The organism is Ruegeria sp. THAF57 (assembly GCF_903914075.1).
Lineage (GTDB): Bacteria > Pseudomonadota > Alphaproteobacteria > Rhodobacterales > Rhodobacteraceae > Ruegeria.
Genome location: NZ_CAIWNQ010000002.1, coordinates 460007 through 483001 on the forward strand (window position 1 = coordinate 460007; position 22995 = coordinate 483001).

Consider the following 22995-nt stretch of genomic DNA (forward strand, 5'->3'; position numbering starts at 1 on the left):
ACTTACCAATACTTCTGGCAGAACTCCGGGAAATTCAGTTCAGCCAGTCTTTGCGCCCTGCTATCTGCGCTCGAACCGCTTGGGCACATCTTTTCTAAGCACAATACTCAACGCATGCGGCAGCGTCCGCATATGCCTTCTGAACAGATACCGCGGACCGGTCGCCATGCGATGCAACCACTCTAGCCCCATTTTCTGCATCCACAAAGGCGCGCGCGGGTAATCCCCGACGACGAAATGAAAACAGCCACCGCAGGTCACTATCCAGGCACAATGGTCCAGCTTTGAGGCTATGCGGTTGGCAAACAACTGCTCTTTTGGCTTTCCAAGCCCGACCCACAGGATATCGGCCTTGCTAGCGTTGATGTCGGCGATAACGGCCTCTTCATCTGACGCATCAAAATACCCGTTTCGCCGGCCCACGATTTTCAGACCGGGATACAGGGCGGCCAACTCTTCAGCGCATCCGCGATTAATCTCTTCGGTGCTGCCCAGAAGGTAGAACCCCACATCGTTCTTCGCCGCCGCAGCCGCGGCTGAGTGAATGAAATCGGTGGTAGCCGTGCGTTCGGGAATGCCCTTGGACCCCTGTGTCCACTTCGAGGCCCAGACCACGATCTGCCCATCGGCATGAATGATATCGGCCGCGTCTATCGCCTTGGCGAATTGTGCATCTTCGGCATAAAGCGAGATTCCCTGTGCGTTCGAATCGAACACTGTCAATGCACGGTGGTTCAGCCCGGCCCTGCGCTGTTCGACATCGTCCAGCATCGCCGACGTAAGCTCGGCGTCGCTGACGAGAGCGACGGGCATACCGCCTACTATTGTGTGCGACAAACGCTTGTCGAGAATCTTGTTCATCTCATAGCCAACTGGTTAAAACACCTACAGTAAAGGCAGGTTATCAGGACTGCCGATTCTCGCTAATACATACTCCACGAACTGCTCAGTTATTCGGCGGAGCCCTGTGCGAATTAGCAATCCCCCTTAAACTTCCTATCTTTTCGCAGCCAATCATGGTTTTCTAGGCCCATTGTTAACGCCATCTGTTGATTTCACTGTTGATATAAGCCCGCTGACACTATGCTCGGGCCTATCCTTACCGCACGTTGTTTTTTGTTATGACTGATCAGTATCGCCGAGGATTAGACGTAGAACTCTCTGGGACGGGTCTAGCTTCGGCAGGCGACCCAGAGCTTAGAACGCTGTCCAATATTGCCTGGGCCATAAGGCGCTCACTTCCGTGGATCATTGCAATGGGGTTTGTGGGTGCGATTATAGCATACGTTTTCACATACACCTCGGACACAAGATACACGTCCAGCGCAAAAGTCATGATGGAGACGCGCGTTCAGACCGAAACGCAGTTCACGCCTCACGTTTCAGGCCTGCCGCTTTCACTGACATCGCTGGAAAGTGAACTTGAGCTTTTACGCTCTACCGACTTGATCGAAGGTGTTGTCGACCGGATGCAGCTTTATCTGGATCCCGAATTTTCTGGGGAAGACACCAGTATCAACCTGTCGCCAATCGCATTGGCGCGTAGCCTAAAGAATAGTCTGGTCGACGCTCTGAGCGCTGATAATGACGAAGTGGTGGGCAGCGATTCCTCGGCGGAAGAGCTTGCGCGGGAAACGACGATTGAGAATTTGCTGAAATCGACACGAATCGAACAGATTGGCGATATTTCCGCAGTCTACCAGATTCGCGTCACGGCGAAGTCACCGCAAAAGGCGGCCGACATCGCCAACAGCCTTGCGTCAGAATACCTGTCAAATCTGACGGCTATGAAACGCAATGATCTGGTCCAATCCCAGAGTTGGCTTACAACGCGGATCGGGCATTTGCGGGATGATCTGAACAAACTGAGCTCGGATCTAGAAACACATTCTATCGAAATCCCTTATTCCCCGGACGAATACGCAACCATCAAGGCCCAGCGCATTAAGGCCGAGCGGCGCGCCCAACTGGTGGAAAATGAACTGGCCCGGATCAAAGAGCAAACAAGCGCGATCCACACCCTGCGCGCGCAAGGAAAATCCCAAGAAGCGATCGACTTTGCCAAGAAAATCGGACTGCTTCCGCCGGACCTTGGACAGGACGCCAATACCGAGGAAGCGCTAAAACGCCTTAGCGCCGCGCAGGACATTGCCGAAAAACGGGTAGAGCAGCTGGACGATCAACTGAACGACCTGAACCGCAGCATCGAAGTGTTCCGCGCGCAGCAGGCCGAACAGGTTCAGCACGACTCGGTCACCAAGCGGATCGAAAATGAAATTCTGGTCACCGAAGCGATTTACCGGGACTTCGTATCCCAGCTTGGGCGCAGGGCCGAACAAGGTGATTATCTGGACGCCGGTGCCCATCTTATCGAGCGGGCCCGTGTCTCGGTCGACCCGTCGGAACCCAAGCGGTCGCAGACATCCATCGGCGTGATGTTCATGATCATCTTCGCCGGTCTCGGATGGACCGTGATGCGCGAAATCTTCCAGAAGCGGCTTAGAACCACCTATGAATTCGAAAGCGCAACAGGGGTAAAACTGTCTGCGATCCTTCCCGAGATCAAAAACGCCCCGCAATTCGAGGCGTTCTTTACCAATGACGGAAAGCTGGACCCCGAGTTTATTCGATATGGCAAAAAGCTATTGGCCAGCAGTGACGTTGGATTGCGATCCCTGCGCCAGCAGGGCGAGCCGTCCTTCTCGCAAGCGGTCGAGTTTTTCTCGAAAAGTCTGGACGGCAAGCCCAACCAGAGCTTCTCGAACAATGGGTGCGTCATCTTCTCTGGCGCGTCCGCGCTGCCGGATGAAGGGAAAACATCATCCCTTCTGTTGATCGGGTCCGTCTGCGCCAAGACAAAATTCAGAACGCTGATTATTGATTGCGATACAGTCGCGTCTGCCTACCGGGATTTGTCGAAGCTGTCGGTCGATGAACTGAAATACTGCACTGCCAATCCGTCTTCCTTTCAGGAACACATTGTTGCGACGCCTCAGGATGGGCTGGATATCCTGCCGCTTGCCGGCAATCTGGATTCCGAGACCAAAGCGACGCTTGTTGAAGAGTTTCTGCGTTCTCCGGCCTTCATCAACTTGTTGATCACGCTGTCCGATATGTACGAAGTAATCCTTCTGGATACACCGCCCCTGCTGGAAGCGGTGGAATCTGCGTATCTGTCTCAGATTTCCCAACGGGTCATTTTGTTTACCAGATGGAACGACACGCACAGAAATTCCGTCTTTCAGGCCATCCGTGAGTTGGAAAACGCGGATGTCAGACCTGCGGCCCTGGTTGCGACGCGCGTCGATTTGAAACGCGCCAAGAAATACGGTGATCCCAATCTGGGATAACGCCTGACACTTCAAGTTTTCCCGTGGGCATTTTCAGACTGCACAGGTTGCAGGCCCGTTTTCATTTTTCCGTGTCCTGACCCGACCCCAAAATGCGTCGCGAGAACAGAAAGTTTATAACCATCCCGGCCAGCGTCGCTGGCACCAATGCAATGACCGGATAGGCACCTGCTGTCTCGTTGAGGCGGATCAACGCCACGAACACCGCGTAGTTCACAGCCAGACCAAAGCTCATCGCCAACACATAGCTTGCGAATTCTCTCAGTGTCGGACGGCTGACAGTGGCGAACGTAAAGGTCCGGTTCAAATACCAGGTTGTCGTGACGGCCCCGCAGAAAGAGATAATGCGCCCGATCTCGGGGATCAGTCCAAACCACTCGGTTGTCAGCAACAGCAGACCGGCATCCACGAAGAACGCGATACCACCCACGACTACGAACCTGAAAAACTGAGAGGAAGGCATGTTCACAAGTCCATCGTCAGCATTGATAAAACAATCTCATTTCAAGTGGCCGGGGCTTAACTTGGACCCCACCGAAAGCTCTGGAAAGACCGCAGCAAATTGGCCGCAAAACAGGTTAGAGCTTTGACCCTTATGTCAATTTTTCTTTTGGCATAGGCGAATATCTGGTATCCCAAAACATATTCTGTCAATCCGTGTTTTTTGTTTTTTTGGAGGATGAGTGCCGTGTTGAAGGAGGAGGCAGCTTCAGGTGTGAAGGGTAGCAACCCAGATCACGTTGCTTCGGATGATGCGGTTCGGATTGCGATCATTTTACCCTGCTACAACGAAGAAGCGGCGATTGAACTGACCGTTTCTGAATTCAAGGAAGCCCTGCCAGACGCCGACGTGTATGTGTTCGACAACAATTCATCAGATGCGACGATCGAGGTGGCACAGCGCGCCGGCGCGACCGTCCGGTCCGAAACAAATCAGGGCAAGGGAAACGTGGTTCGGCGCATGTTCGCGGACGTGCAGGCGGACGTTTATGTCATGGCCGACGGCGATGCCACCTATGACGCCAGCAATGTCACTGACCTGATCGCTTTGCTCCGGAACAACAACCTGGACATGGTGAACGGGGCACGAAAACACTCAGACGACGCAGCCTATCGGCCCGGCCACAAATTTGGCAACCGGATGCTGACTTCATTGGTGAAGCTGTTCTTTGGCCGAAACCTTGAGGACATGCTTTCGGGATACAGGGTGTTCAGCCGACGGTTCGTCAAAAGCTTTCCCAGTATGTCCAGCGGGTTTGAGATCGAAACCGAACTTACCGTTCACGCGCTTCAGATGCGGCTTCCGATTGATGAGGTTCAGGTCAAGTATCGCGCACGGCCCGAGAATTCGGTATCCAAGCTGTCGACCTATGGAGATGGCCTGAGAATCCTGCGCATGATCGGCTTTCTGGTAAAGGAAGAGAAACCACTGTTGTTCTTTTTCTCACTCGCGGGGCTGATCTTCATCCCTTCGGGCCTTGTATTCCTATCGGTGCTTTTGGAGTTTCTGGAAACAAGTCAGGTCGCACGGTTTCCATCCTTATTCGCAGCTCTGACAGGGTTCCTGATGTCAATTGTCTGTATCGCCTGCGCTCTGATCCTCGACACCGTTTCGCGCGGCAGAAGAGAGGCACGCCGCCTCAGCTATCTGCAGTATGAGGCCCCCAAACCCTAAGGCCCGGCGCGACGCTGATTGATGTGAAACACAAGGTAGGTCGCCAACAGCGGCAATAGCCAGACAACGCGCGCCTGATACCGGTGGTGCGGATCCGACAGAACGCCGCATACCACCGCATTTACCACAAGCGTTGCCAAAATCAGGATGCCCAAAGCCAAGGCCGCGTCTGAAACAGGTCGTGACGCGTAGATGTAGAACACTGTCATCAAACTGAAGGCCGCAACCACATAGATCAGGGTTGATAATGCAACAAACGGATAGGCTCCGGTGACGGCCTTCGAGTCCCCGTAATTTTTTAGATCGACCTCGGACATGAACAGCGGTGCCTGTTCAAGAAAGACCCGCTTGGCCGTTTCAAACTCGTACAACCCGAACAGGCCGAACTGTTCGACAGAATTTTTCAGCGACGCTGCCACTTGCATACCCGGATATTCCAGCGCCGCCGTCAGAAAGACCGAAGCGTCCTCATTGCTGAGTTGCAGCTTGGTGACCGGATCGGACGACCGGAAAAACCCGTCCGGGTGCCACAGAAAATGCTGCGAGTCCCGGCTTTGTAACGGAGCTGCGCCACAGATTGTGAACCCGTGCTGTTCGCAATCATTTTCAATCAGTTCAGCAACCGGTCCATCTTCGATCCCCCGTGCGGTCAGAAAGGGGATACTTTGCGGCCAGCTTCCGAAAATGGTGAAGGCGACATAGGCGAACAGGAAAACAGCAATCACACCTGCGCCAAAAGCGGAACATGACACAAGCAGACCGGAAAACGTGGGCCTGAGCCGCGGCCAGATTGACATGAATAGCAAGATCGTCAGCAATCCAAAGATCACCAGAATATGGCTGTTATGAAATGCGGCGGCGGCGGCCAACGTGACCCAACAAAACACTTGCTGAAGGACCGACAGATTCTTTCTGCTGTAACACAAAAGGAACAAGCAGATAGGCGCCAAAGCCGCAAATATGTCTGGCATGGTGTAAGTCGAAAAATACGGCAGCGGTGTCGCCAATGCGCAAATCGCTCCGGCGGCCAGATAGGGTTTTACAGGATCAACTGGGCACAGTTGCCTGACGGTCAACCACGCAGCATAACCAACGACGAGCGACTGAAAAAACGCAAGCAAGTAGGGCTGAACACCGAAAAAGATGTACACGAAAATCCCGTAATACGGGGACCGAGACATGGGAACCGCGAACGTGCCGCCGTTTTCTGAGTTTCCCGGTTGCGCCGTTGCCTCTTCATTCGCGCTCTGCGCTTGTGATCCGGTGTTTTCAGCAATCAACTCTTCGGCGGGTTTTCCGGCAATCGTTTGAACCACCGCCTCACCCGCCTTGTGATACCCTTCCGTGTCAAAGAAAACGAAAGGAAACCCGTTTATGGCCGCTGGCAACATCTGCATGACCGCAAATGTGACGACCAGCATCAAAGCCTTCAAAGTGGTCATGTTCACTGTATCTGATTGTGGGGAAACACCGACACCAATGGACGCCACGCTGGATGCTTCGTTTTTCATGCTAAAAACCACATTCGAAATTGGTTACCCGTTTAACAACTATGGCGAGGCGGACGGACACCCGCTTTTCAAATTTGCGCCGCGCCGAATGTGCCTCCTGTGACTGATGAAGTATTTGCTGGGCTCACTCGGTCAGGGGCGCTTCGGGCAGCAACTCTTCAACCTTGATCTCCAGACTGTCACCCGGAAGCAAACGTGTTTGCTTGTCCCCCTGAACCGCCTGCAATTCACCTTCGATCAAACGATAAATTCTGACCGTGTAGTCGATGTCGGTAATTAGACTATCAATCCCCATCTCATTGGACGCCCCGGCCAGATATTTGGCGATCGTGTCCATTTGCAATGTCGATTCCCTGATGGCCAGATTCGCATCCCGCCGCTCCTGCAACAGGCGCAAGGACCGCTCTTGTTCATACTGTTCGCGATCCCGTCTGAGCCGGGTCAGAACCAGACTGGTTGCAGCAAGGTCCTCGTCTACATCCAGCAGACGCGTTGCGGACAGAACGGTTGTACGACGGGTGTCGGCGATACGAGAGCCCGGCGCCAGACCACGATCCACAAGACTGATGACCCGCGCTTCTTCTTCTTCGTCGGCAGCCAGCGCCTTAGCCAGTTGGAACTTTTGCTTTTGAAGGATCGCGATACGCTCGCCTGCCTGTTCCTCGGCATCTTCAAAGAAATGCCGTTCGCCCGTTTCATTGGCCAAGTTCACTGTGCGAATCTTGATCTGCTCAGCGATCAAATCCGCTAGAACTGTTTCCGATACGGAAACATCATCAATCAAGGGCTCGGGATGGTTCATATTTTGCAACAATTCAGTTGTTACACGCCATTTCCGGGTCAGTGCTTCCGCTTGGTCCAGCGCTGCCTGACCATAGGCTGTTTGCCAGCGCATCAGTTGAATGGGGTCAATGGTGACGTCATCGGTCAAAAGCTGGCTTCTGACACCACCAGCCAACGCGACGGCTTCGCGGGCTGTTACACCGGGCCGATAATCAATCTGGCCCGTCCGCGCGACATCCCCGCCAATGATGATCGGTCGATACCCGTTCCGGGAAATCTCGATCTCATCACCATCCAACTGAATGATAAAGATCTCACCGTTGTTGTTGTATTGCTTCACGATTTTGCCCGAGGCGTCCAGACGCACGCGCTGCTCCAGTTCCTCCAGCGACAAACCCTGTGCTTCAAACTGACCAAGCCATTGCAGGTTCACGTAACCATGTACGTCTATTACCGATTCGAATGACAGGTAATCCAGTCCTGTAAATGTCACACGGACGTTATCGCCGGGCTCAAGATCGAAATCCGCAAGGGCGGCCCCGGCGTAAAGAGTAAAAATTATCGCAACCAGGCCACGACCAAGCGACCGAAATTGATCGCCAATCCAGCCGGACGCTTTTCCAAACAAATCACATAGTACAAATGTCATCTCGGTCACCACTTAACATGCAGGCAACAAGCCCGGAAATTTCAGTAACCGGTCGCGTTACACACTGCGCCTACGGTTCGGAAGAGTATCTTGAGGTCGAACCAGAACCCGATTTGCCTTGCATAGTCGCTGTCAAACAGCGCGCGATGCGAAAACTCTACGTCGTTGCGATCGGAAACCTGCCAAAGACCGGTGATTCCGGGCTTCATCAAACCGTATTCCAAACCCGGGTACAGAACCTGTTGTTCAGGCAACATCGGGCGCGGGCCAACTAGGCTCATATCCCCAACAAGGACATTCCAAAGCTGTGGCAATTCATCCAGCGATGTCATGCGGATGAACCGGCCGAACCGTGTGACCCGTGGGTCATTTTCCAACTTTTGATGCTTGCGCCATTCGGCAGCCGCCGCCGGGCATTCTTTCAGGTGCTGTTCCAGCATCTGCTCGGCATTCGGGACCATCGAACGAAACTTCAGAAAGTCGAACTCTTTGCCGCCGATGCCCACACGTCTTTGCCGGTAAATGGCCGGACCACCATCCAGTTTAACTAGGATCGAAATGACAAGAATGATTGGCAGCACAAATGGTGCACCAATTAGGATAAGAAAAATGTCCAGCAGACGCTTACCCTTGACGGCGTAAAAGCTTTTTAAATTGCAGAACTCGACAACTTCAGAAATAGAGCTTTGATTTGGTTTGCAAATTTCAGAATCTTCTATCCGAATAGAACTTCGAACATGGTTCATAATAACCCCCAAGACAACACAACAGCACTCAAAACGTCAGCGGCAAAACAAGCCACATAACGCCTCGCCACACGCTGCTCCGTTAAGTGCGGATGCAGCGGCGACTACAAATTCTATTCGCTCGAATTTGGGGTACATCGCACCAAGTGCGTGATCCCACCCATTTTATAACCCGACTCGGTGCCAACACCGACCGGGATTATTGCCCCGCAATATGATCGCACCTTTAAAATAAAGAGACAACTTATTTGTTGGAGATTATCGGAGCTCACAAACATTTGCATCGAAACAAGGCATCACAGGGGTCAGCAGATGATCAACCGGTTGTAATAGTTTCCAAATTGGAAACAAAAAGACGCATTTCTGCGCGCTGTTTCCAGATTTATTACTGACCGATCTTCGAGGGCAGCTTACTGAATACTTTCAGGCGCAACTTACGGCTGAACGCGAAATGCAAAACGGCAACCAGAAACGGCGTAAAGCATCCAATCAGCAATCCACCCAGCACAGCCACACCTGTGCTTGCGCCCGTGAGAATCAACGCGACACAGCACAGAACGGCAACCAGCGGCCCAGAGAGAAGATAAACGATTACCATCAATTACGTTGCTCTTGTTCGGTCTTTTGTCATCTCTATTTTACCTGCCATTTTGACCTCATGCTCTTGTGTGCTCAGGCAGTTGGTTTGAATATAGATCGCCCCACACGATTAGCCATAAAGTGACACAAAATCTTGAGATCAGTGACAATCTAACATCATATTCAGCCAACCACGAGGGACCCAATCGCCTGATTCAAGAAACCCACGGCAACTGGGCAAAATTATGCCCACGCACCGAAGGAACTGTGGCCAAACAGAGGTTAATAAATTGTTAAGTATAGCTTTTCCGCAGTGGCAAAGTTTGGCTAACTTGCCCGATACCGTATTCTGTTCCAGACTGTGACAGCCGCGGTTTGCCGAATAAGTACCAGAGTGACGAACATCGCCAAAGACCCGGCCAAAAGCAAAGCGACCTGAGAGGGCAGCGTTAAAGCGCCTTCAGCCACCACACCGAACGGCACAAAGATCAGCGCCCCTGCAAAGGCTTTGGTCAATTCCCGAATGGGAACTTTCAGCGGATCGACCTTTCGCCCGATGTAGAAATACACGACAAAACTGACAAGGCTGCTGACCAGGAACGCATAGGATGCGCCGGGGGCCCCTAACAGGTTGATGACAGCCAGCGACAGCAGGGCGTGCACGATCAGCGTCCCGAACGTAATGACCAGTTGCAAGCCGGTCTTTTTAGACCTCATGAACGAATAGCTGAAATAAGCCCCCTGCAGGCCCGTCACAAAAGCCGCGATTGCCAGAACACGCAGATATCCGGCCGTTTCCTGAGCAAAGTCGTGGTCAAACAGCAGGTTCGCGAATACGTCTGCCGCGCTGACCAGCGCCACGACAATGGGCATCGAAATCAGCATCAGGAACGAGAAATAGCGATCCAGAACCGAGTCGGAATGAGCAATTCCCTTAACCTCGTGCGCTTCGAATACCGAAGGCGCAACCACATTTGAAAGTGTACTCATCGTCAGCACAAGGGACCGCATGGTCAGCGCCTGAGCCGCCGCAAAATAGCCCGCCGCCTCGATCCCCACCAGCACCGCCAGCAACGATTGGGTGGACATCGCACGAAAGACCGAGGTTGACCCGACCACAGCCAATGGAAAGCCAAAGAACAGGTATGTTTTCGCCTCGGCCCATTTGGGGAAATAGACGCCCGACCGACCAACGGTAACAAGCACCGCATAGGCCCCCGTCAGCGCGGCACCAAGCGAGATTCCGATCACAGCGCTTTCGTAACCGCCGCCATTGACGATGAATGCAACAGCCAAAGACACGCCCAGCGCATGACGCAGCAGTGTCACGGCCGCAAATTTCGGCCCTTCGTTATACTGCCGCAAGCAAACGGCGCCGATCTCGTGGATCGCATGACTGATGCAAAACACGGCCGCATAGAAAAAGCTGTTTGCCCAGGCAAAGGGCAGAACGACGTAGGACATCGCCACTATTGCCAGCAAAGCAAAGACAATCAGAACGGCAGCCCCCAGAACCGTTCCGATGGTTCTGCCTTCGAACTCCTTGGCGTGGTGAAATCGCCCGACTGAAATCACCAGCCAAAAGAACGTGAACGAAAACAGAAGCGTGCCCAGCAGCAGGGTCAGGGTATAGCGCCCAAATTCTGCCGGCCCCAGCACACGCGTCATCACCACAAGGATCACAACAGACAGGAATGCGGACAGCATTCTGGGAACAAAGTACCACGTCATAAAAAACCGTTTTGCGTGATAGGGTGCGGAGCCGTCATAAAAATACCCAACCGTCAGAAGCTGACATCAACTCATAAGACACAATGCACCCGGAAACCTTGACATGGGGCCGCTCCCATAAGCTTGCGGGCCAATTCCTGAAAATGCCTCCTGACAATCCGGCGCAGAAACCGAATTTGTTAAACCATATTCCGCGCGTGATGTCGATTTGCTGAAATTATTGGTGAAACTGGGATTTGCGGCGCGCAAACCATCACGAAAACGGCACGAAGATGGACTCAGGCCGTTGGGCTTTGCTAGGCTTGGCTTTGTAGTTTTCTGAGTGATCTGCTGAATCGCGCTTTCAGCAATTGGGTATTTGGGTTTTTGGCCGTGTCATGAGGCATTCCTTTAGCAGTATTCCCTATCAGCAGGTGGCGGGCGCGTCGTTCCACCACAATGTCCTGCTGATCTGCATGGTCTTTCTGATTCTGGTCGGATCGGACCTTCTGTCCGTCGTCCTGTATCGCAACAACCTTGCCAATCGGATCGAGATCCTCACGCTGCTGCCGATCCTTGCAACCGTTGCTCTTTACTATCGGCACCTGTTGCGCGGCGCATTCGCCTCACCCGAAATCTCGCTCATGATCATCATTGCCATTCTGTCTGCATCCTGGAGCGACTATCGACTGCTTACGATGGAGCGCACCGTTCCCTTGGCCGCGACCACCCTGTTTGGCCTGACTTTAGGCAGCATGATGTCCATGCGGGGTCTAGTGCTGTTCGTGGTGTTGTATTTTGCTCTGTCCATGGCCCTGTCCCTTGCCGCTATCGGAGCGCTTCCGCAAGCACGTGGATTGCCGCCGTGGGAAAACTCGTGGAACGGCATCTATCTGCACAAGAACGAGCTGGGCGCGAATTCCGTTATGGCAATTCTATCGTCATTCTTCGCCATGAAAGTCACGACCGGACGGCTGCGCATGTTCTTTCATATCACGGCAGGCGCAGCGATTGTTCTTTTGATTGCCTCCGATTCAAGAACGGCGCAGATCATCGGGCTGTTTGTCGTTTCGGGTTTCCTCATTACCAAAATAATGCCCCGGCTCGAGTTTCTATGGGCCTTGGGTTTCATACTATTTTCCGCGTTTGTGATTGGGCTGGGAACACTTATCCTGGCCTCCGACATTGCCGAGCCGCTATTTGCGATGATCGGACGTCAGCCCACACTGTCCAACAGGATTCCCATTTGGGAACTGACCTGGCCCTATGCCATGGATCGGTTTTGGCTGGGATATGGGTATGCAGGCTATTGGCACGACGCGGCCCCCCATATGCGCATCTACGAAAATCAGTACCAGCTTGGATTCACGCCCTACTATTCACATAACGGTCTGATCGAAACCTGGCTGAACATCGGTTTTGTTGGCGTCGTGCTGCTGTTTCTTGCCTTCTTTCGGTTCTTCAGCTCGGTGTTTTACTGCATGCGGCACCTCAAACCCCGGGATGACTTTGTCCTCGTGTTCGCGCTGAGTGTGGGATTTATCTTTCTGAATATTACTGAAAGCAACGTTATGGGGCGTCTGGACGGGATGTGGATCCTGCTGGTCATGTACATGACCAAAACAAATCTTGTCGCCAAAGCGCTGGTCGCAGATTTCAGGTTGCGGAGCGCGTCATTGGCATGAGGTACTTCTGCGAAGATAGACAACAGGTTTTTGGGCCGTGCGCTCAAATCAAATCCATCAATTCGATGTCGCCAGCCTTGTTCGAGGGCTTCAGGTTTCAACGATTGACAGCGGCCTGCCCTGTATTGTCGACTTTGACCATTGGTCATTTTGAATCTTTTTCCAACTTTTGTATCCGTTCGGGAGGCACCATTGAAAACAGCCATTTTTGCAGGTGGTAAGGGTTCTCGCCTGATCGAGGAAACCCGCGTTCGCCCCAAGCCATTGGTCGAAATCGCCAACCGGCCGATCCTGTGGCATATCATGCAGCACTATTCAACCTATGGGCATCATGACTTTGTGCTGGCCCTTGGTTACATGGGCGACCTGATCAAACGCTATATTTCCGATCTGTGCCAGTATGACGGAAATCTCAGGATCGACTTTGCCAAGCGCGAGCTGTTCGGCGAACCCGATTATCACAACAGTGTTCTTGACGCGCAGATGCCGCCCTGGACGGTCGATCTGATCGACACCGGGACGGAAACCATGACCGGTGGGCGGTTGGCCCGACTACAACCATACCTGGGCGATGAAACATTTATGCTGACTTACGGCGACGGTGTCTCAAACGTCGATCTGGATGCGCTTGTCGCCTTTCACAAGTCGCACGGCAAGTTGGCCACGATTACAATGGTGCGCCCGCTGACGACCTTTGGGCATCTGCAAGTGCGCGAAGACGGGTTGGTCGAAGGGTTCATGGAAAAGCCCGAGACAGCCGCCGACTGGATCAATGGCGGGTTCTTCGTGCTTGAACCCGAAGTGTTCGACGCCGTCGCCAGCGTGAATGGCGACGAGATCATGTGGGAAGAAGGACCCCTGCCCAAGCTGATGGAATTGGGTGAGTTGATGGCCTACCGCCATCCTGGTTTCTGGTATTGTATGGACCATCTGGCGGATAAACGCCGGCTTGAGGAGATGTGGAAAAATGGCAACCGACCGTGGGCAACATGGGAAAATTCAAAAGGTTCTTTTAACGGGTCATCTCGGCTACGTGGGGACGGTCACCGCCCCGGTATTGGCCGAGGAGGGAATCCAGGTGACTGGGTGCGATATAAATCTCTTTGACCGGGCCGATTTCGCGCCCGGCGGTGCCGTTCCCGAAATCCCGAACCTGGGCAAGGACATTCGCGACCTGACGGTTGACGACCTCGAAGGTTTTGACGCGGTGGTGCACCTGGCGGCCCTGTCGAATGATCCCTTGGGACAGCTTCGCCCCGGCCTGACGCAGCAAATCAACCACGAAGGCACGGTCCATGTGGCGAAACAGGCCAAGGCCGCTGGTGTGCGTCGGTTTGTTTTCGCGTCCTCCTGCTCGAACTATGGCCGGGCCGGAGAGGATTTTGTCGATGAAGATGGCCAGCTTAACCCACAGACGGATTACGGCGTATCCAAGGTTCTGGCCGAGCGGGACCTGAAACCACTGGCAGATGATAGCTTCACGCCCACTTTCCTGCGCTTTGCCACCGCCTATGGTGCAAGCCCCCGAATGCGGTTCGACATTGTTCTCAACAACCTGATCGCACATGCCTATACCTCGGGTCGCATTCTGATGATGTCGGATGGCACGCCGTGGCGTCCGATCATCCACGTCGAAGACATGGCCCGCGCCTTCCTTGCAACGCTCATGGCCGACCCCGCCGAAATTTCGGGCGAGGCGTTCAACGTTTGCCGAACCGAAAACAACTATCAGATCCGCGATCTGGCCGAGATCGTGGCCGACACGGTTCCGGGTGCGAAAATCGATTATGCGGCCGATGCCGGGCCTGACAATCGATCATACCGGGTCAGTTCAGCCAAGATCGAAAAGTCCATCCCGGGTTTTCAACCCAAATGGGACGCAGTCCGGGGGGCACAGCAATTATATGATGCGGTCAAGGCCTGCGACCTGCAGGTCGAGGATTTCGAAGGTCGCAAATACAAACGTCTGGCCCAGTTAGAGGCCCTTTTGCAGGAAAACCAACTGGATCAGGACTTTCGCAGAACCGTGCCGATCGCTTCGTGATCGGCACGCGCCGCGCTAGACGGCCTGAAGCTCTTGAATGACGGTGCGGGCGCCGCGCTCACCGGATTTGAACGCCTCATCCGTCCACTGATAGCCCCATTCTCCGAACCGTCCGACATAGGTAATGCCAACCTCGTCCAGCCACTTGTGAACGATTGGCAGCGCTTCCTCGCGGTCAAGGTCGAAGATGATGTTGGCGTGGGTGATCAACCGGGCGTCCCTGTGCAGAATCTTTTCGTCTTCGGCGATCAGGCCAATCTTGACGAGGTCATCAATTACCGGCTGGATCAACTCTTCGGGCGCGACGTCCAGCGGCCTGTACTTATGTGAATAGTAGCATTCCGCCTGAATAGAGCCGCATCCCGGCGGGCAGGTTTGGGTCGACATCTTGTGCGGGAAGCTCAACCGGGTAAAGACGATGTCCTCGTCATAAATATATGTCCAGGTCGCAGGCGTGAAATCATCGCGCGCCAGCCCGATATTCACAGTCACACAGGTGGTACAGGCCAGTTTTGCCGCAGCATCCAGAACATGCTGGGGCGCTCCTTTGACCATGGGGATCAAGTCCGGCAGCGGGATGGACGAAATCAGCTTGCTATAATCTTCGATCACGCCGTTTTCGAATTGGACCGTTTTTGCAGCAGGATCAATGGCGATAACCTTGTGATCCAGATGCAGGTCGGTCTTTTTCATGAACGGCTTGAGATAGGAAATAAACCCACCCTCGGTCGGGTAGCGGAAGTCGGTGATATAATGCACGTCCGGCGTTTCCGCGAAGACCGCGCCGCGGATCACCTCTTCCATTGACGGGCGGTACAAACGCGGTCCCATCCAGACCGTGCTCATCTGATCGGCGTCAACGGTATGGTATTTCTTGCCATAAACCGCTGGAAAATGCGTGGCAAACGTCTCACCAAAGACCGAAATCAGCCATTCGAGGTAATTGGCGGGTTTTTCCACCACGTCCTGCTTGGAGGCTTCAATGAAGTCCAAAATACACTGGGTTTTCAGCTCATCCGGCAAGTTGTGCAAATTCGCCTGCGCAGGGTGCTTGACCCATGCGCCATGGTAATAGTTGTTCACGTAAGCCTGCAATTTCTCAAACTTGCCACCGACATTGCTTGAAAACAGCTCTTGGATGCGGGGGTCCTTCGAGAACGAAATATGCGGTCCGTCGTCAAAGATGAAACCGCTGTCATGGGCGAATGTCGCGGTATGACCACCGGGGAACGGGTTTTTGTCATACATTCTGCTCGTCACGCCCTCAGAATGTAGATGATGCGCAGCGCCGAGTCCGGCCATGCCAGAGCCAAGGATAACTATGTTCTCGTTACTCATATCAGGATTCTTTCACAATTTCGCGGCGCCACCAGGCGATGGTATCCGCAACTCCGGTTTCCAAATTAAACTTCGGGGACCAACCCAGATCGCGACACAGGCGCGTGTTGTCAGCCTCGACCAAGGGCGGATCACCTGCGCGCGCTTCCCGTGCGCCCAATCGAACCAAGTCTTCGGCACTGATCTGACGGGCGATCTCGGTTATCAGGTCGGCCAGCGGGATCGCGGTGCCGCTGCCGATGTTCAACGGACCTTGCAGATCGCTGCCCAGCAGATCAACCAAAGCGCGGGCAACATCGTCAACATGTAGAAAGTCCCGTTTTTGACGGCCATGCGTACACAGGGCTTCACGACCTTCCAGCAGCGAAACGATCACATCCGCCGCAAGCCGCTTTGGGCTTTCGCCCGGCCCGTACAGGAAGAACGGCCGCGCCCATGCACCGGATACCCCCAGCGCAGCGCACATCCGGTCAAACGCAACCGAAAGACCGGCCTTGGCCGCGCCGTATTCCGTAGCCGGAACCAGCGGGGTCACGCCTTCGCGCAGTTTGACAGGTGCGCTCCAGTCATACTCCATGCACGAGCCGCAAAACACGACACGCTGCCCTCCGGCCTCGGCAAAAGAAAATAGCAAATCCACCGAATGCTGTATCCAGCGAAAGTTCTCCAGTGATTGTTGGTTGCCCGGCCCCATATACCAGGCCAAAGCCAGCAAATGGCTGGGCTGCTGGCGCTGCAACAAGTCCCCGACCGCAGCGGTATCCGCCATGTCGATCTTTACCCACTCCACATCGCCATCCATTGGCGGTGGCGGATCAGTTCGATAGGTCGCGATGACCCTGCACCCGGTACTTGCAAGGTTTCGCACACAGGACCGACCGATGAAGCCAGAGGCACCCGTGACCAGCACTTTTGAATTTTGGGCCTTCAAATTCATCTGGTTTCAAGCTCCGGTCACAGAATCTGTGGGCTGTTACGTGTCTAGCAGAGGCCAGGATGCATCCTTTTCGGAAACAATGCTGACTGGAATGGGCCATTGTATCCCGAGAACGGGGTCGTCGTATCGAATCCCCCCCTCTACGCCGGGCGTGTAGAATTCACTGGCGGAATAGAACGCCTGCGCGCCGTCCGTCAGTGCAAGATAGCCATGCGCAAACATCTCTGGCACGTACAGCGCACGACGATTCCGCGCGGACAGCTCAATTCCGAAATGCTGGCGATAAGTCGGGCTGCCCGGCCTCAGGTCGACGATAACGTCGTAGATGGCACCCGAGATACAGCGCATGAACTTGGCCTCGGACGCTGGTGCGTTTTGGTAATGCAGGCCACGGATCGTTCCCTTTTTCTCATTGAATGAAAGGTTTACCTGTGCGACCGCTGGTATGAGGCCGTGCTGTTCGAATTCCTCAGCACAGAAGGCGCGGGCAAAAAAACCGCGATCGTCCGAGATTTCCTGCAGATCGACAACAAAAGCGCCCTGTAAAGGCGTTTCAGAAAAAATCATTAACCATCCGCCTGTTCCAACGGTCACCAAATATCGGTCGGTTCAGCTTCTGAGACCGGGCGTGGATCAGTGGTAAGAAAAATGACCCTAAAATAGAGCCCGCGAAGTGAACCAGACGCAAAAACTTAACCAGACAACGCAGATTATTTCCATAGTTTTTGAAGCGGTCAGCCGATATCGTCCGGGCAATGCTGAAATCTCGATCTTACAGGGCGATCAGCCGGGCAAATAGAAAGGTTCGGGAAGAAAGTCTTTGAATAGGCCACGTCGTGGTTGTGAAATATATTTTGTCTGGAATCCTTTAAAAGGAATACGTGTTTGACCAGCCCAGCCCCGTCCGCAAAGACGCCCAGAGAAGTCCTGATTTTCTCTCAGCGCAGCCTGAACGACAACGTCTCGCGCTGTTCGGGGTTTGAGTTCGAAGACGTGATTGCCGAAATCGAAAACGCCGAGGTTCTGGCGCCAAAGCGCGCCAAGGAACGGCGCCTGCCCTTTAACCCCAAGCGGTGGCTGTCCAAACGCTCGGATTTGTTCAGGCACTGGCCGTCTGGTGTGCAAAAAACCATACTGGATCGCGATTACGACCTGTTCTTTTGCGATGCGCAAAAACCTGAAGAGCTTTTGGCGCTGGACGCGATTCCAAACTGGCGCGCACGCTGCGGTCTGGCCGTCTGTGTTCTGGAAGAGGTCTGGTCGAAGGAGTTGGATCTTCATCTGCCACTTATCAAGTATCTGGCCCAATTCGACCTGATCTGCTGCGCCTTTGCTGAAACTTGCGATGACCTTCAGCGCATAACAGGAAAGCCTGTCATTCACCTGCCGGGCGCGGCTGACATGGTTCGCTTTGCACCAGACGCAGTGGCATCGGACCGCGCGATCGACGTCTATTACATGGGCCGCAGACGTCCGGAATTGCACGAAAGGTTGCTTCAAAAGATCAAGGAACGCGGCGGTTTCTACCTTTATGACTCGGCGACCAAGCCGCCCGTCACCGCGCAACACCGCGTGCACCGCGATCTACTGGCAAATCTCGTTCAGCACTCCAAACTGTTCATGGTCGATATCGCCAAAATCGGCCACGAAGATCAGATAAAGGGCAATATCGCGTGGGGACCGCGCCACGTAGAAGGCATAGCAGGCGGAGCGGCCCAGGTCGGATACGCCCCCGAAACCGAAGACTATGAGCGGTATTTCGACTGGCCCGAGTCCGTGGTCAGGCTGTCTGAAGACCCTGACGCGGCCATTGACCAAATCGTTGCTTTGCTGGACGACACGGCAGAACTGGACCGCATGCGCAGGATCAACCTTGCGGCGGCAACGAAAAAACACGACTGGCTGCATCGTTGGGCACAGATTCTGGACCACCTGCAAATCCCCGAGACAAACGAGATGGAAAAGCGCCGTCAGCATCTTGCAAATATCGCAGCCGTTTACCGGGGTGATGAACCTTCACATGCGGGTGCGGCCAAGCTCGTGAATGCACCCTAACCGATCGGACGCACGCCCAAGCACCCGACGCTCATACACCAATTGTTGCGAAAGTCGCGGGGCGGCAAGTTGCACTCTACAACCCCCTCTAACCAGTCAATGAATAAACCGGTATGCGCTCAAAACAATAACATGCCGCCCACCTTGTGATGATGACATTGTGGCAAAACTGTGTCCACGATTCTTGCGGAAACGAATTGTTTCCAAAATGGAAACCAATTGTTATCAGCAACTTAATATCAAATTGCGTGAATATTTGCAATAATGTTTCACCGTCGTGAAGCGCAGGGCAGTTACTGTTTCCGGATGGAAAACAGTGCCCCCCCAATGCCTTGAGTCAGGTTGTTTGGATGCCGTTCATCGTGACGCCCGAGAAACAGGGTATGGGCTCAAAATTGCGCTTTTCTTTTCGCAGATACCTTTCAATCGAACCTGTAACCAAAGGCCTCGATATCCTCGCCGTAGCGCCGACCGATGATCTGGCGGGTGCGCTCATCAAACGCCGCGTGATAGCTTTCTGCGGCAGGTTTGACATTCTGCGCGGCAATTCTGGGAAATGTCACACCTGTCAGGCTTTCAACCCTATCGAGATCAGCATCAAAGCATTCGATCTTGCCCACGAAATCGCAGATCTGCACACCCGCACTGGTGGACAGGTGGCGCGTCTGCGACAGCCAGTGGCGGTCCGCCACAGCATCGCTTCCATAATCGCTGTCCAGCCACTCGACAAACTCCGGGAACGGCATAAACGGGCGAATGCCTTCAAACCGCGACAGAATCGACAGCTTTGACGCCGTGACCGCATCAGCAATCTTGTCTTTCCAGCACGAATGAACCCGAGACCAGGGATTGCGCACAAATGAAAACACAAAATAGTCCGGAAACCCGGCGGCAATTTCATCGGGCGTGCTATCGAATTCATGACCCGGCGTATTGCCGCTGGCCTGAGCAAACATCCCCTGAACTGTACGACTGGCAACCTTTGGAATCGGCGCGGCCAGAACCTTCTGTTGTCGCAACACAAACCTCTCGGCCCGGGAATCGCAGCTTGGCGGCGTGCCTTGCCTAAGCAGCCTCAAACCATTGAACGCGACCCGCGACATGGTTGGAGAAAATAGGCGGCGGTGCCGAAGCTTCATCCTAACCCTCCGCTCGCCATGCTGCTGTCTGGTGTCGCGTCAGCACGCTCGAATCCCTTCCGTATGGCCCTGTTTTTGAAAGATAACACATCCATTTTGCCTTGTCCCAGTTCCGCAAGGACTTCACGCCCCACCTGCTGTGAACTGAACAAATACAAAACCGGCCCAAATGACTTGGTTATACACGATGATCTAAATTCTACGCATGACGACTAGCAAAGCCCTCAATAGCGCCCAAAAGCCCGCAAACAGGTGATTTTCATAGAAGGCAAACAGCCAACACCCAACCCCAAAAAGGCTAAACGCATGACGCTGTTTGAAAAAGTGGTGAGCCGTGCAGGATTCGAACCTGCGACCCACTGATTAAAAGTCAGTTGCTCTACCAACTGAGCTAACGGCCCACTCTTTGTCTGGATCTACTCGATCCGTGGCGCTCTCTAAGGCATTTTCCCAACTGGGTTCAAGGCCTTTTTTGCGCCTCGTTTCGCCAACAATTTCTTGCGTTTCGGCGTCCCGATAGGCGGCCTACTTAGGCAGGTGGCGCTGGGGGGTCAACCCCTTTTTTGAGGAATTTGTACTGCAGGCTGGATTCCCGTCCTGCGCAACGCTATATGCCCGCCATGCAACAAGATCCAAACACCGGTTTGCCCTTCATTAAGATGCACGGGCTGGGCAATGACTTTGTCATTGTGGACGCCCGCGCGCATTCCGCCGAAATTTCCTCTGCGTTGGCAAGGGGAATCGGTCACCGGCAGTTTGGTGTTGGATTTGACCAATTGGCCGTTATCGAAAACGGCGAATCGGATGCGCATCTGGTATTCTACAATGCCGATGGGTCGACTTCGGCTGCCTGCGGGAATGCCACGCGCTGCATTGCGCGTTTTCTGATGGAGGAAACCGGAAAGTCAGCCCTGACCCTGACGACCGAGCGTGGAACGCTCTACGCGCAGGATGCAGGCGATGGCCTGACGTCGGTCAACATGGGACATCCTCAAACCGATTGGCGCGACATACCGCTGGCCGAGGATGTAGACACTCTGGAACTGCCAATCGAAGGCGGACCGACGGCCACGGGCATGGGCAACCCGCACTGTACATTCTTTGTAGAAGATGCCGACGCCATTCCCTTGACCGAGTTTGGCGCGCGCTTTGAACATCACCCGCTTTATCCCGAACGCACCAATGTGCAGGTAGCGCACGTGATCGGACCGGATCACATCCGTATGCGCGTATGGGAACGGGGTGTGGGCACCACCTTGGCCTCGGGCTCATCGTCCTGCGCAACTGCAGTGGCGGCTGCACGTCGCGGCCTGACAGGGCGCAAAGTACAGATTGAACTGGATGGCGGTACGATCTGGATTGATTGGAAAGACGACGGTGTCTGGATGACCGGCCCGACCTGCCATGTCTTCTCGGGCACACTGACGCCTGAGTTCCTGAGGACGCTTGGATGAGCATCCCTAAATTCACCACCCTGGGCTGCCGCCTGAACGCCTATGAGACCGAGGCGATGAAAGAACTGTCGCAGCAGGCGGGCCTGTCGAACGCTGTCGTGGTGAATACCTGCGCCGTCACGGCCGAGGCCGTCCGCAAGGCCCGGCAGGAAATCCGCAAGCTGCGCCGCGAAAACCCCGATGCGCGGCTGATCGTAACCGGTTGCGCCGCCCAGACCGAACCCGAAACCTTCGCCCAAATGGACGAGGTCGACGCCGTTATCGGCAATACCGAAAAGATGCAGCCTGACACCTGGAAAGGCATGGCAGCCGATTTCATCGGCCAGACCGAGGCGGTGCAAGTCGACGACATCATGTCCGTGACCGAAACCGCAGGCCACCTGATCGACGGGTTCGGCACGCGGTCGCGTGCCTATGTGCAGGTCCAGAACGGCTGTGACCACCGCTGCACCTTCTGCATCATCCCCTATGGCCGCGGTAACTCGCGCAGCGTCCCTGCGGGCGTGGTAGTGGATCAGATCAAGCGGTTGGTAGACCGAGGCTATAATGAGGTGGTGCTGACCGGCGTCGACCTGACCTCATGGGGCGCAGACTTGCCAGCCCAGCCCAAGCTGGGCGATCTGGTGATGCGCATCCTCAGGCTGGTACCGGACCTGCCGCGCCTGCGGATCAGCTCGATCGACTCGATCGAGGTGGATGAAAACCTGATGCAGGCCATCGCGACCGAGCCGTGCCTGATGCCCCACCTGCACCTGTCGCTGCAACATGGCGACGACCTGATCCTGAAGCGCATGAAACGCCGCCATCTGCGCGACGATGCCATCCGCTTCACTCAAGAGGCCCGCAAGCTGCGCCCCGACATGACCTTTGGCGCGGATATCATTGCAGGCTTCCCCACTGAAACGGACGCCCATTTCGAAAATTCGCTCAAGCTGGTCGCGGATTGCGACCTGACTTGGCTGCACGTCTTTCCCTATTCCAAGCGCGAAGGCACCCCCGCAGCCCGCATTCCACAGCAAATCAACGGCAACATCATCAAAGCCCGCGCCGCCCGCCTGCGCGCCGCCGGAGAGGCTCAGGTCACCAAGCACCTGACCGCCCAACTGGGCAAAACTCATCACATCCTGATGGAAAACCCCACCATGGGCAGAACCGAGCAATTCACCGAAGTCACATTCACCTCTCCGCAACCCGAAGGCCAGATCGTCACCGCCACGATCACGGATCACACCGGTAGCCAACTCAAAGCCTGATCCGCGCTTCATCTGGCCAAAAATATCCCGGGGATGAATTGGCCGCAGGCCAAGAAGGGGCTGGCCCCTTCACCCCGCCATCAACAA

At 54.5% G+C, this 22995-nt stretch carries 19 protein-coding genes and 1 tRNA gene; 8 read left to right on the top strand and 12 right to left on the bottom strand.

Annotation, left to right across the window (positions count from 1 at the left end; translation table 11 throughout):
• Positions 1 to 60: 60 nt before the first annotated feature.
• Entirely contained in the window at positions 61 to 861 is an 801-nt protein-coding gene (locus tag RUESEDTHA_RS06305) for a WecB/TagA/CpsF family glycosyltransferase (protein ID WP_180885368.1), read from the bottom strand.
• A 260-nt stretch (positions 862 to 1121) separates the two neighbouring features.
• On the opposite strand from RUESEDTHA_RS06305, the gene RUESEDTHA_RS06310 reads away from it, so the two are divergent.
• Complete coding sequence (locus RUESEDTHA_RS06310; protein WP_180885370.1) at positions 1122 to 3350, top strand: AAA family ATPase; 2229 nt, start codon at positions 1122 to 1124, stop codon at positions 3348 to 3350.
• 61 nt (positions 3351 to 3411) lie between these two features.
• Here the strand turns inward: RUESEDTHA_RS06310 and RUESEDTHA_RS06315 are convergent, their stop codons facing one another.
• Positions 3412 to 3813 carry a GtrA family protein gene (locus tag RUESEDTHA_RS06315; protein WP_180885372.1) on the bottom strand — a complete coding sequence of 134 codons (402 nt, stop codon included), beginning with the start codon at positions 3811 to 3813 and terminating at the stop codon, positions 3412 to 3414.
• A gap of 225 nt (positions 3814 to 4038) precedes the next feature.
• Here RUESEDTHA_RS06315 and RUESEDTHA_RS06320 point away from each other — a divergent pair, with 225 nt between their 5' ends.
• Positions 4039 to 5025 carry a glycosyltransferase family 2 protein gene (locus tag RUESEDTHA_RS06320; protein ID WP_255431635.1) on the top strand — a complete coding sequence of 329 codons (987 nt, stop codon included), beginning with the start codon at positions 4039 to 4041 and terminating at the stop codon, positions 5023 to 5025.
• On the opposite strand, the gene RUESEDTHA_RS06325 is transcribed toward RUESEDTHA_RS06320, so the two are convergent.
• The 5 genes from RUESEDTHA_RS06325 to RUESEDTHA_RS06345 form a co-directional block, all read right to left on the bottom strand.
• Positions 5022 to 6536, bottom strand: a complete 1515-nt coding sequence (locus tag RUESEDTHA_RS06325; protein WP_180885376.1) for a hypothetical protein — start codon at positions 6534 to 6536, stop codon at positions 5022 to 5024. The genes RUESEDTHA_RS06320 and RUESEDTHA_RS06325 overlap by 4 nt on opposite strands.
• Before the next feature lie 124 nt (positions 6537 to 6660).
• Positions 6661 to 7968 (bottom strand): polysaccharide biosynthesis/export family protein, encoded by a 1308-nt coding sequence (locus RUESEDTHA_RS06330; protein ID WP_180885378.1) that lies wholly within the window; start codon positions 7966 to 7968, stop codon positions 6661 to 6663.
• Positions 7969 to 8009: 41 nt separating this feature from the next.
• A complete protein-coding gene (locus tag RUESEDTHA_RS06335) occupies positions 8010 to 8714 on the bottom strand; it encodes a sugar transferase (protein WP_180885380.1) in 705 nt (234 codons plus the stop codon).
• Between the two features lie 385 nt (positions 8715 to 9099).
• Complete coding sequence (locus tag RUESEDTHA_RS06340; RefSeq protein ID WP_171124027.1) at positions 9100 to 9312, bottom strand: hypothetical protein; 213 nt, start codon at positions 9310 to 9312, stop codon at positions 9100 to 9102.
• A 308-nt stretch (positions 9313 to 9620) separates the two neighbouring features.
• A complete protein-coding gene (locus RUESEDTHA_RS06345; RefSeq protein WP_180885382.1) occupies positions 9621 to 11024 on the bottom strand; it encodes an oligosaccharide flippase family protein in 1404 nt (467 codons plus the stop codon).
• 377 nt (positions 11025 to 11401) lie between these two features.
• Between RUESEDTHA_RS06345 and RUESEDTHA_RS06350 the strand changes: the two genes are divergently transcribed.
• The 3 genes from RUESEDTHA_RS06350 (at position 11402) to RUESEDTHA_RS06360 (ending at position 14732) form a co-directional block, all read left to right on the top strand.
• Complete coding sequence (locus tag RUESEDTHA_RS06350; RefSeq protein ID WP_180885384.1) at positions 11402 to 12688, top strand: O-antigen ligase; 1287 nt, start codon at positions 11402 to 11404, stop codon at positions 12686 to 12688.
• Positions 12689 to 12880: 192 nt separating this feature from the next.
• The gene (gene rfbF / locus RUESEDTHA_RS06355) at positions 12881 to 13795 is read left to right on the top strand and encodes a glucose-1-phosphate cytidylyltransferase (RefSeq protein ID WP_219635820.1); all 915 of its coding nucleotides are present in this window, start codon (positions 12881 to 12883) and stop codon (positions 13793 to 13795) included.
• Entirely contained in the window at positions 13722 to 14732 is a 1011-nt protein-coding gene (locus tag RUESEDTHA_RS06360; RefSeq protein ID WP_255431652.1) for an NAD(P)-dependent oxidoreductase, read from the top strand. The genes rfbF and RUESEDTHA_RS06360 overlap by 74 nt, the downstream gene beginning before the upstream one ends.
• A 15-nt stretch (positions 14733 to 14747) precedes the next feature.
• Here the strand turns inward: RUESEDTHA_RS06360 and RUESEDTHA_RS06365 are convergent, their stop codons facing one another.
• Genes RUESEDTHA_RS06365 through rfbC form a run of 3 tightly spaced genes read right to left on the bottom strand, consistent with a single transcriptional unit; the run spans position 14748 to position 17574 of the window.
• On the bottom strand, positions 14748 to 16070 hold the full coding sequence (locus tag RUESEDTHA_RS06365) for an NAD(P)/FAD-dependent oxidoreductase (RefSeq protein WP_180885388.1): 1323 nt from the start codon (positions 16068 to 16070) through the stop codon (positions 14748 to 14750).
• Position 16071: 1 nt separating this feature from the next.
• Complete coding sequence (locus RUESEDTHA_RS06370; protein ID WP_180885390.1) at positions 16072 to 17007, bottom strand: NAD(P)-dependent oxidoreductase; 936 nt, start codon at positions 17005 to 17007, stop codon at positions 16072 to 16074.
• Between the two features lie 36 nt (positions 17008 to 17043).
• Entirely contained in the window at positions 17044 to 17574 is a 531-nt protein-coding gene (gene rfbC, locus RUESEDTHA_RS06375; RefSeq protein WP_180885392.1) for a dTDP-4-dehydrorhamnose 3,5-epimerase, read from the bottom strand.
• A 318-nt stretch (positions 17575 to 17892) separates the two neighbouring features.
• Between rfbC and RUESEDTHA_RS06380 the strand changes: the two genes are divergently transcribed.
• A complete protein-coding gene (locus RUESEDTHA_RS06380) occupies positions 17893 to 19062 on the top strand; it encodes a glycosyltransferase (protein ID WP_180885394.1) in 1170 nt (389 codons plus the stop codon).
• 422 nt (positions 19063 to 19484) lie between these two features.
• Here RUESEDTHA_RS06380 and RUESEDTHA_RS06385 read toward each other — a convergent pair whose 3' ends face one another.
• Positions 19485 to 20081 carry a sulfotransferase family 2 domain-containing protein gene (locus RUESEDTHA_RS06385; RefSeq protein ID WP_180885396.1) on the bottom strand — a complete coding sequence of 199 codons (597 nt, stop codon included), beginning with the start codon at positions 20079 to 20081 and terminating at the stop codon, positions 19485 to 19487.
• Between the two features lie 445 nt (positions 20082 to 20526).
• A tRNA-Lys gene (locus RUESEDTHA_RS06390) sits at positions 20527 to 20602 on the bottom strand.
• A 210-nt stretch (positions 20603 to 20812) separates the two neighbouring features.
• On the opposite strand from RUESEDTHA_RS06390, the gene dapF reads away from it, so the two are divergent.
• Together dapF and mtaB are read left to right on the top strand one after the other, a co-directional pair.
• A complete protein-coding gene (gene dapF, locus RUESEDTHA_RS06395; RefSeq protein ID WP_180885399.1) occupies positions 20813 to 21655 on the top strand; it encodes a diaminopimelate epimerase in 843 nt (280 codons plus the stop codon).
• Positions 21652 to 22908: a tRNA (N(6)-L-threonylcarbamoyladenosine(37)-C(2))-methylthiotransferase MtaB gene (mtaB, locus tag RUESEDTHA_RS06400; protein WP_180885401.1), complete on the top strand. Its 1257-nt coding sequence runs from the start codon at positions 21652 to 21654 to the stop codon at positions 22906 to 22908. The genes dapF and mtaB overlap by 4 nt, the downstream gene beginning before the upstream one ends.
• The last annotated feature ends 87 nt before the right edge of the window (positions 22909 to 22995 follow it).

Coding starts and splice junctions, on each gene's coding strand:
- RUESEDTHA_RS06310 (WP_180885370.1), top strand. CDS start 1,122: ATGACTGATCAGTATCGCCGAGGATTAGACGTAGAACTCTCTGGGACG.
- RUESEDTHA_RS06365 (WP_180885388.1), bottom strand. CDS start 16,070: ATGAGTAACGAGAACATAGTTATCCTTGGCTCTGGCATGGCCGGACTC.
- RUESEDTHA_RS06350 (WP_180885384.1), top strand. CDS start 11,402: ATGAGGCATTCCTTTAGCAGTATTCCCTATCAGCAGGTGGCGGGCGCG.
- RUESEDTHA_RS06345 (WP_180885382.1), bottom strand. CDS start 11,024: ATGACGTGGTACTTTGTTCCCAGAATGCTGTCCGCATTCCTGTCTGTT.
- RUESEDTHA_RS06305 (WP_180885368.1), bottom strand. CDS start 861: ATGAACAAGATTCTCGACAAGCGTTTGTCGCACACAATAGTAGGCGGT.
- dapF (WP_180885399.1), top strand. CDS start 20,813: ATGCCCGCCATGCAACAAGATCCAAACACCGGTTTGCCCTTCATTAAG.
- RUESEDTHA_RS06325 (WP_180885376.1), bottom strand. CDS start 6,536: ATGAAAAACGAAGCATCCAGCGTGGCGTCCATTGGTGTCGGTGTTTCC.
- RUESEDTHA_RS06340 (WP_171124027.1), bottom strand. CDS start 9,312: ATGGTAATCGTTTATCTTCTCTCTGGGCCGCTGGTTGCCGTTCTGTGC.
- RUESEDTHA_RS06315 (WP_180885372.1), bottom strand. CDS start 3,813: ATGCCTTCCTCTCAGTTTTTCAGGTTCGTAGTCGTGGGTGGTATCGCG.
- mtaB (WP_180885401.1), top strand. CDS start 21,652: ATGAGCATCCCTAAATTCACCACCCTGGGCTGCCGCCTGAACGCCTAT.
- RUESEDTHA_RS06330 (WP_180885378.1), bottom strand. CDS start 7,968: ATGACATTTGTACTATGTGATTTGTTTGGAAAAGCGTCCGGCTGGATT.
- RUESEDTHA_RS06370 (WP_180885390.1), bottom strand. CDS start 17,007: ATGAATTTGAAGGCCCAAAATTCAAAAGTGCTGGTCACGGGTGCCTCT.
- RUESEDTHA_RS06335 (WP_180885380.1), bottom strand. CDS start 8,714: ATGAACCATGTTCGAAGTTCTATTCGGATAGAAGATTCTGAAATTTGC.
- rfbC (WP_180885392.1), bottom strand. CDS start 17,574: ATGATTTTTTCTGAAACGCCTTTACAGGGCGCTTTTGTTGTCGATCTG.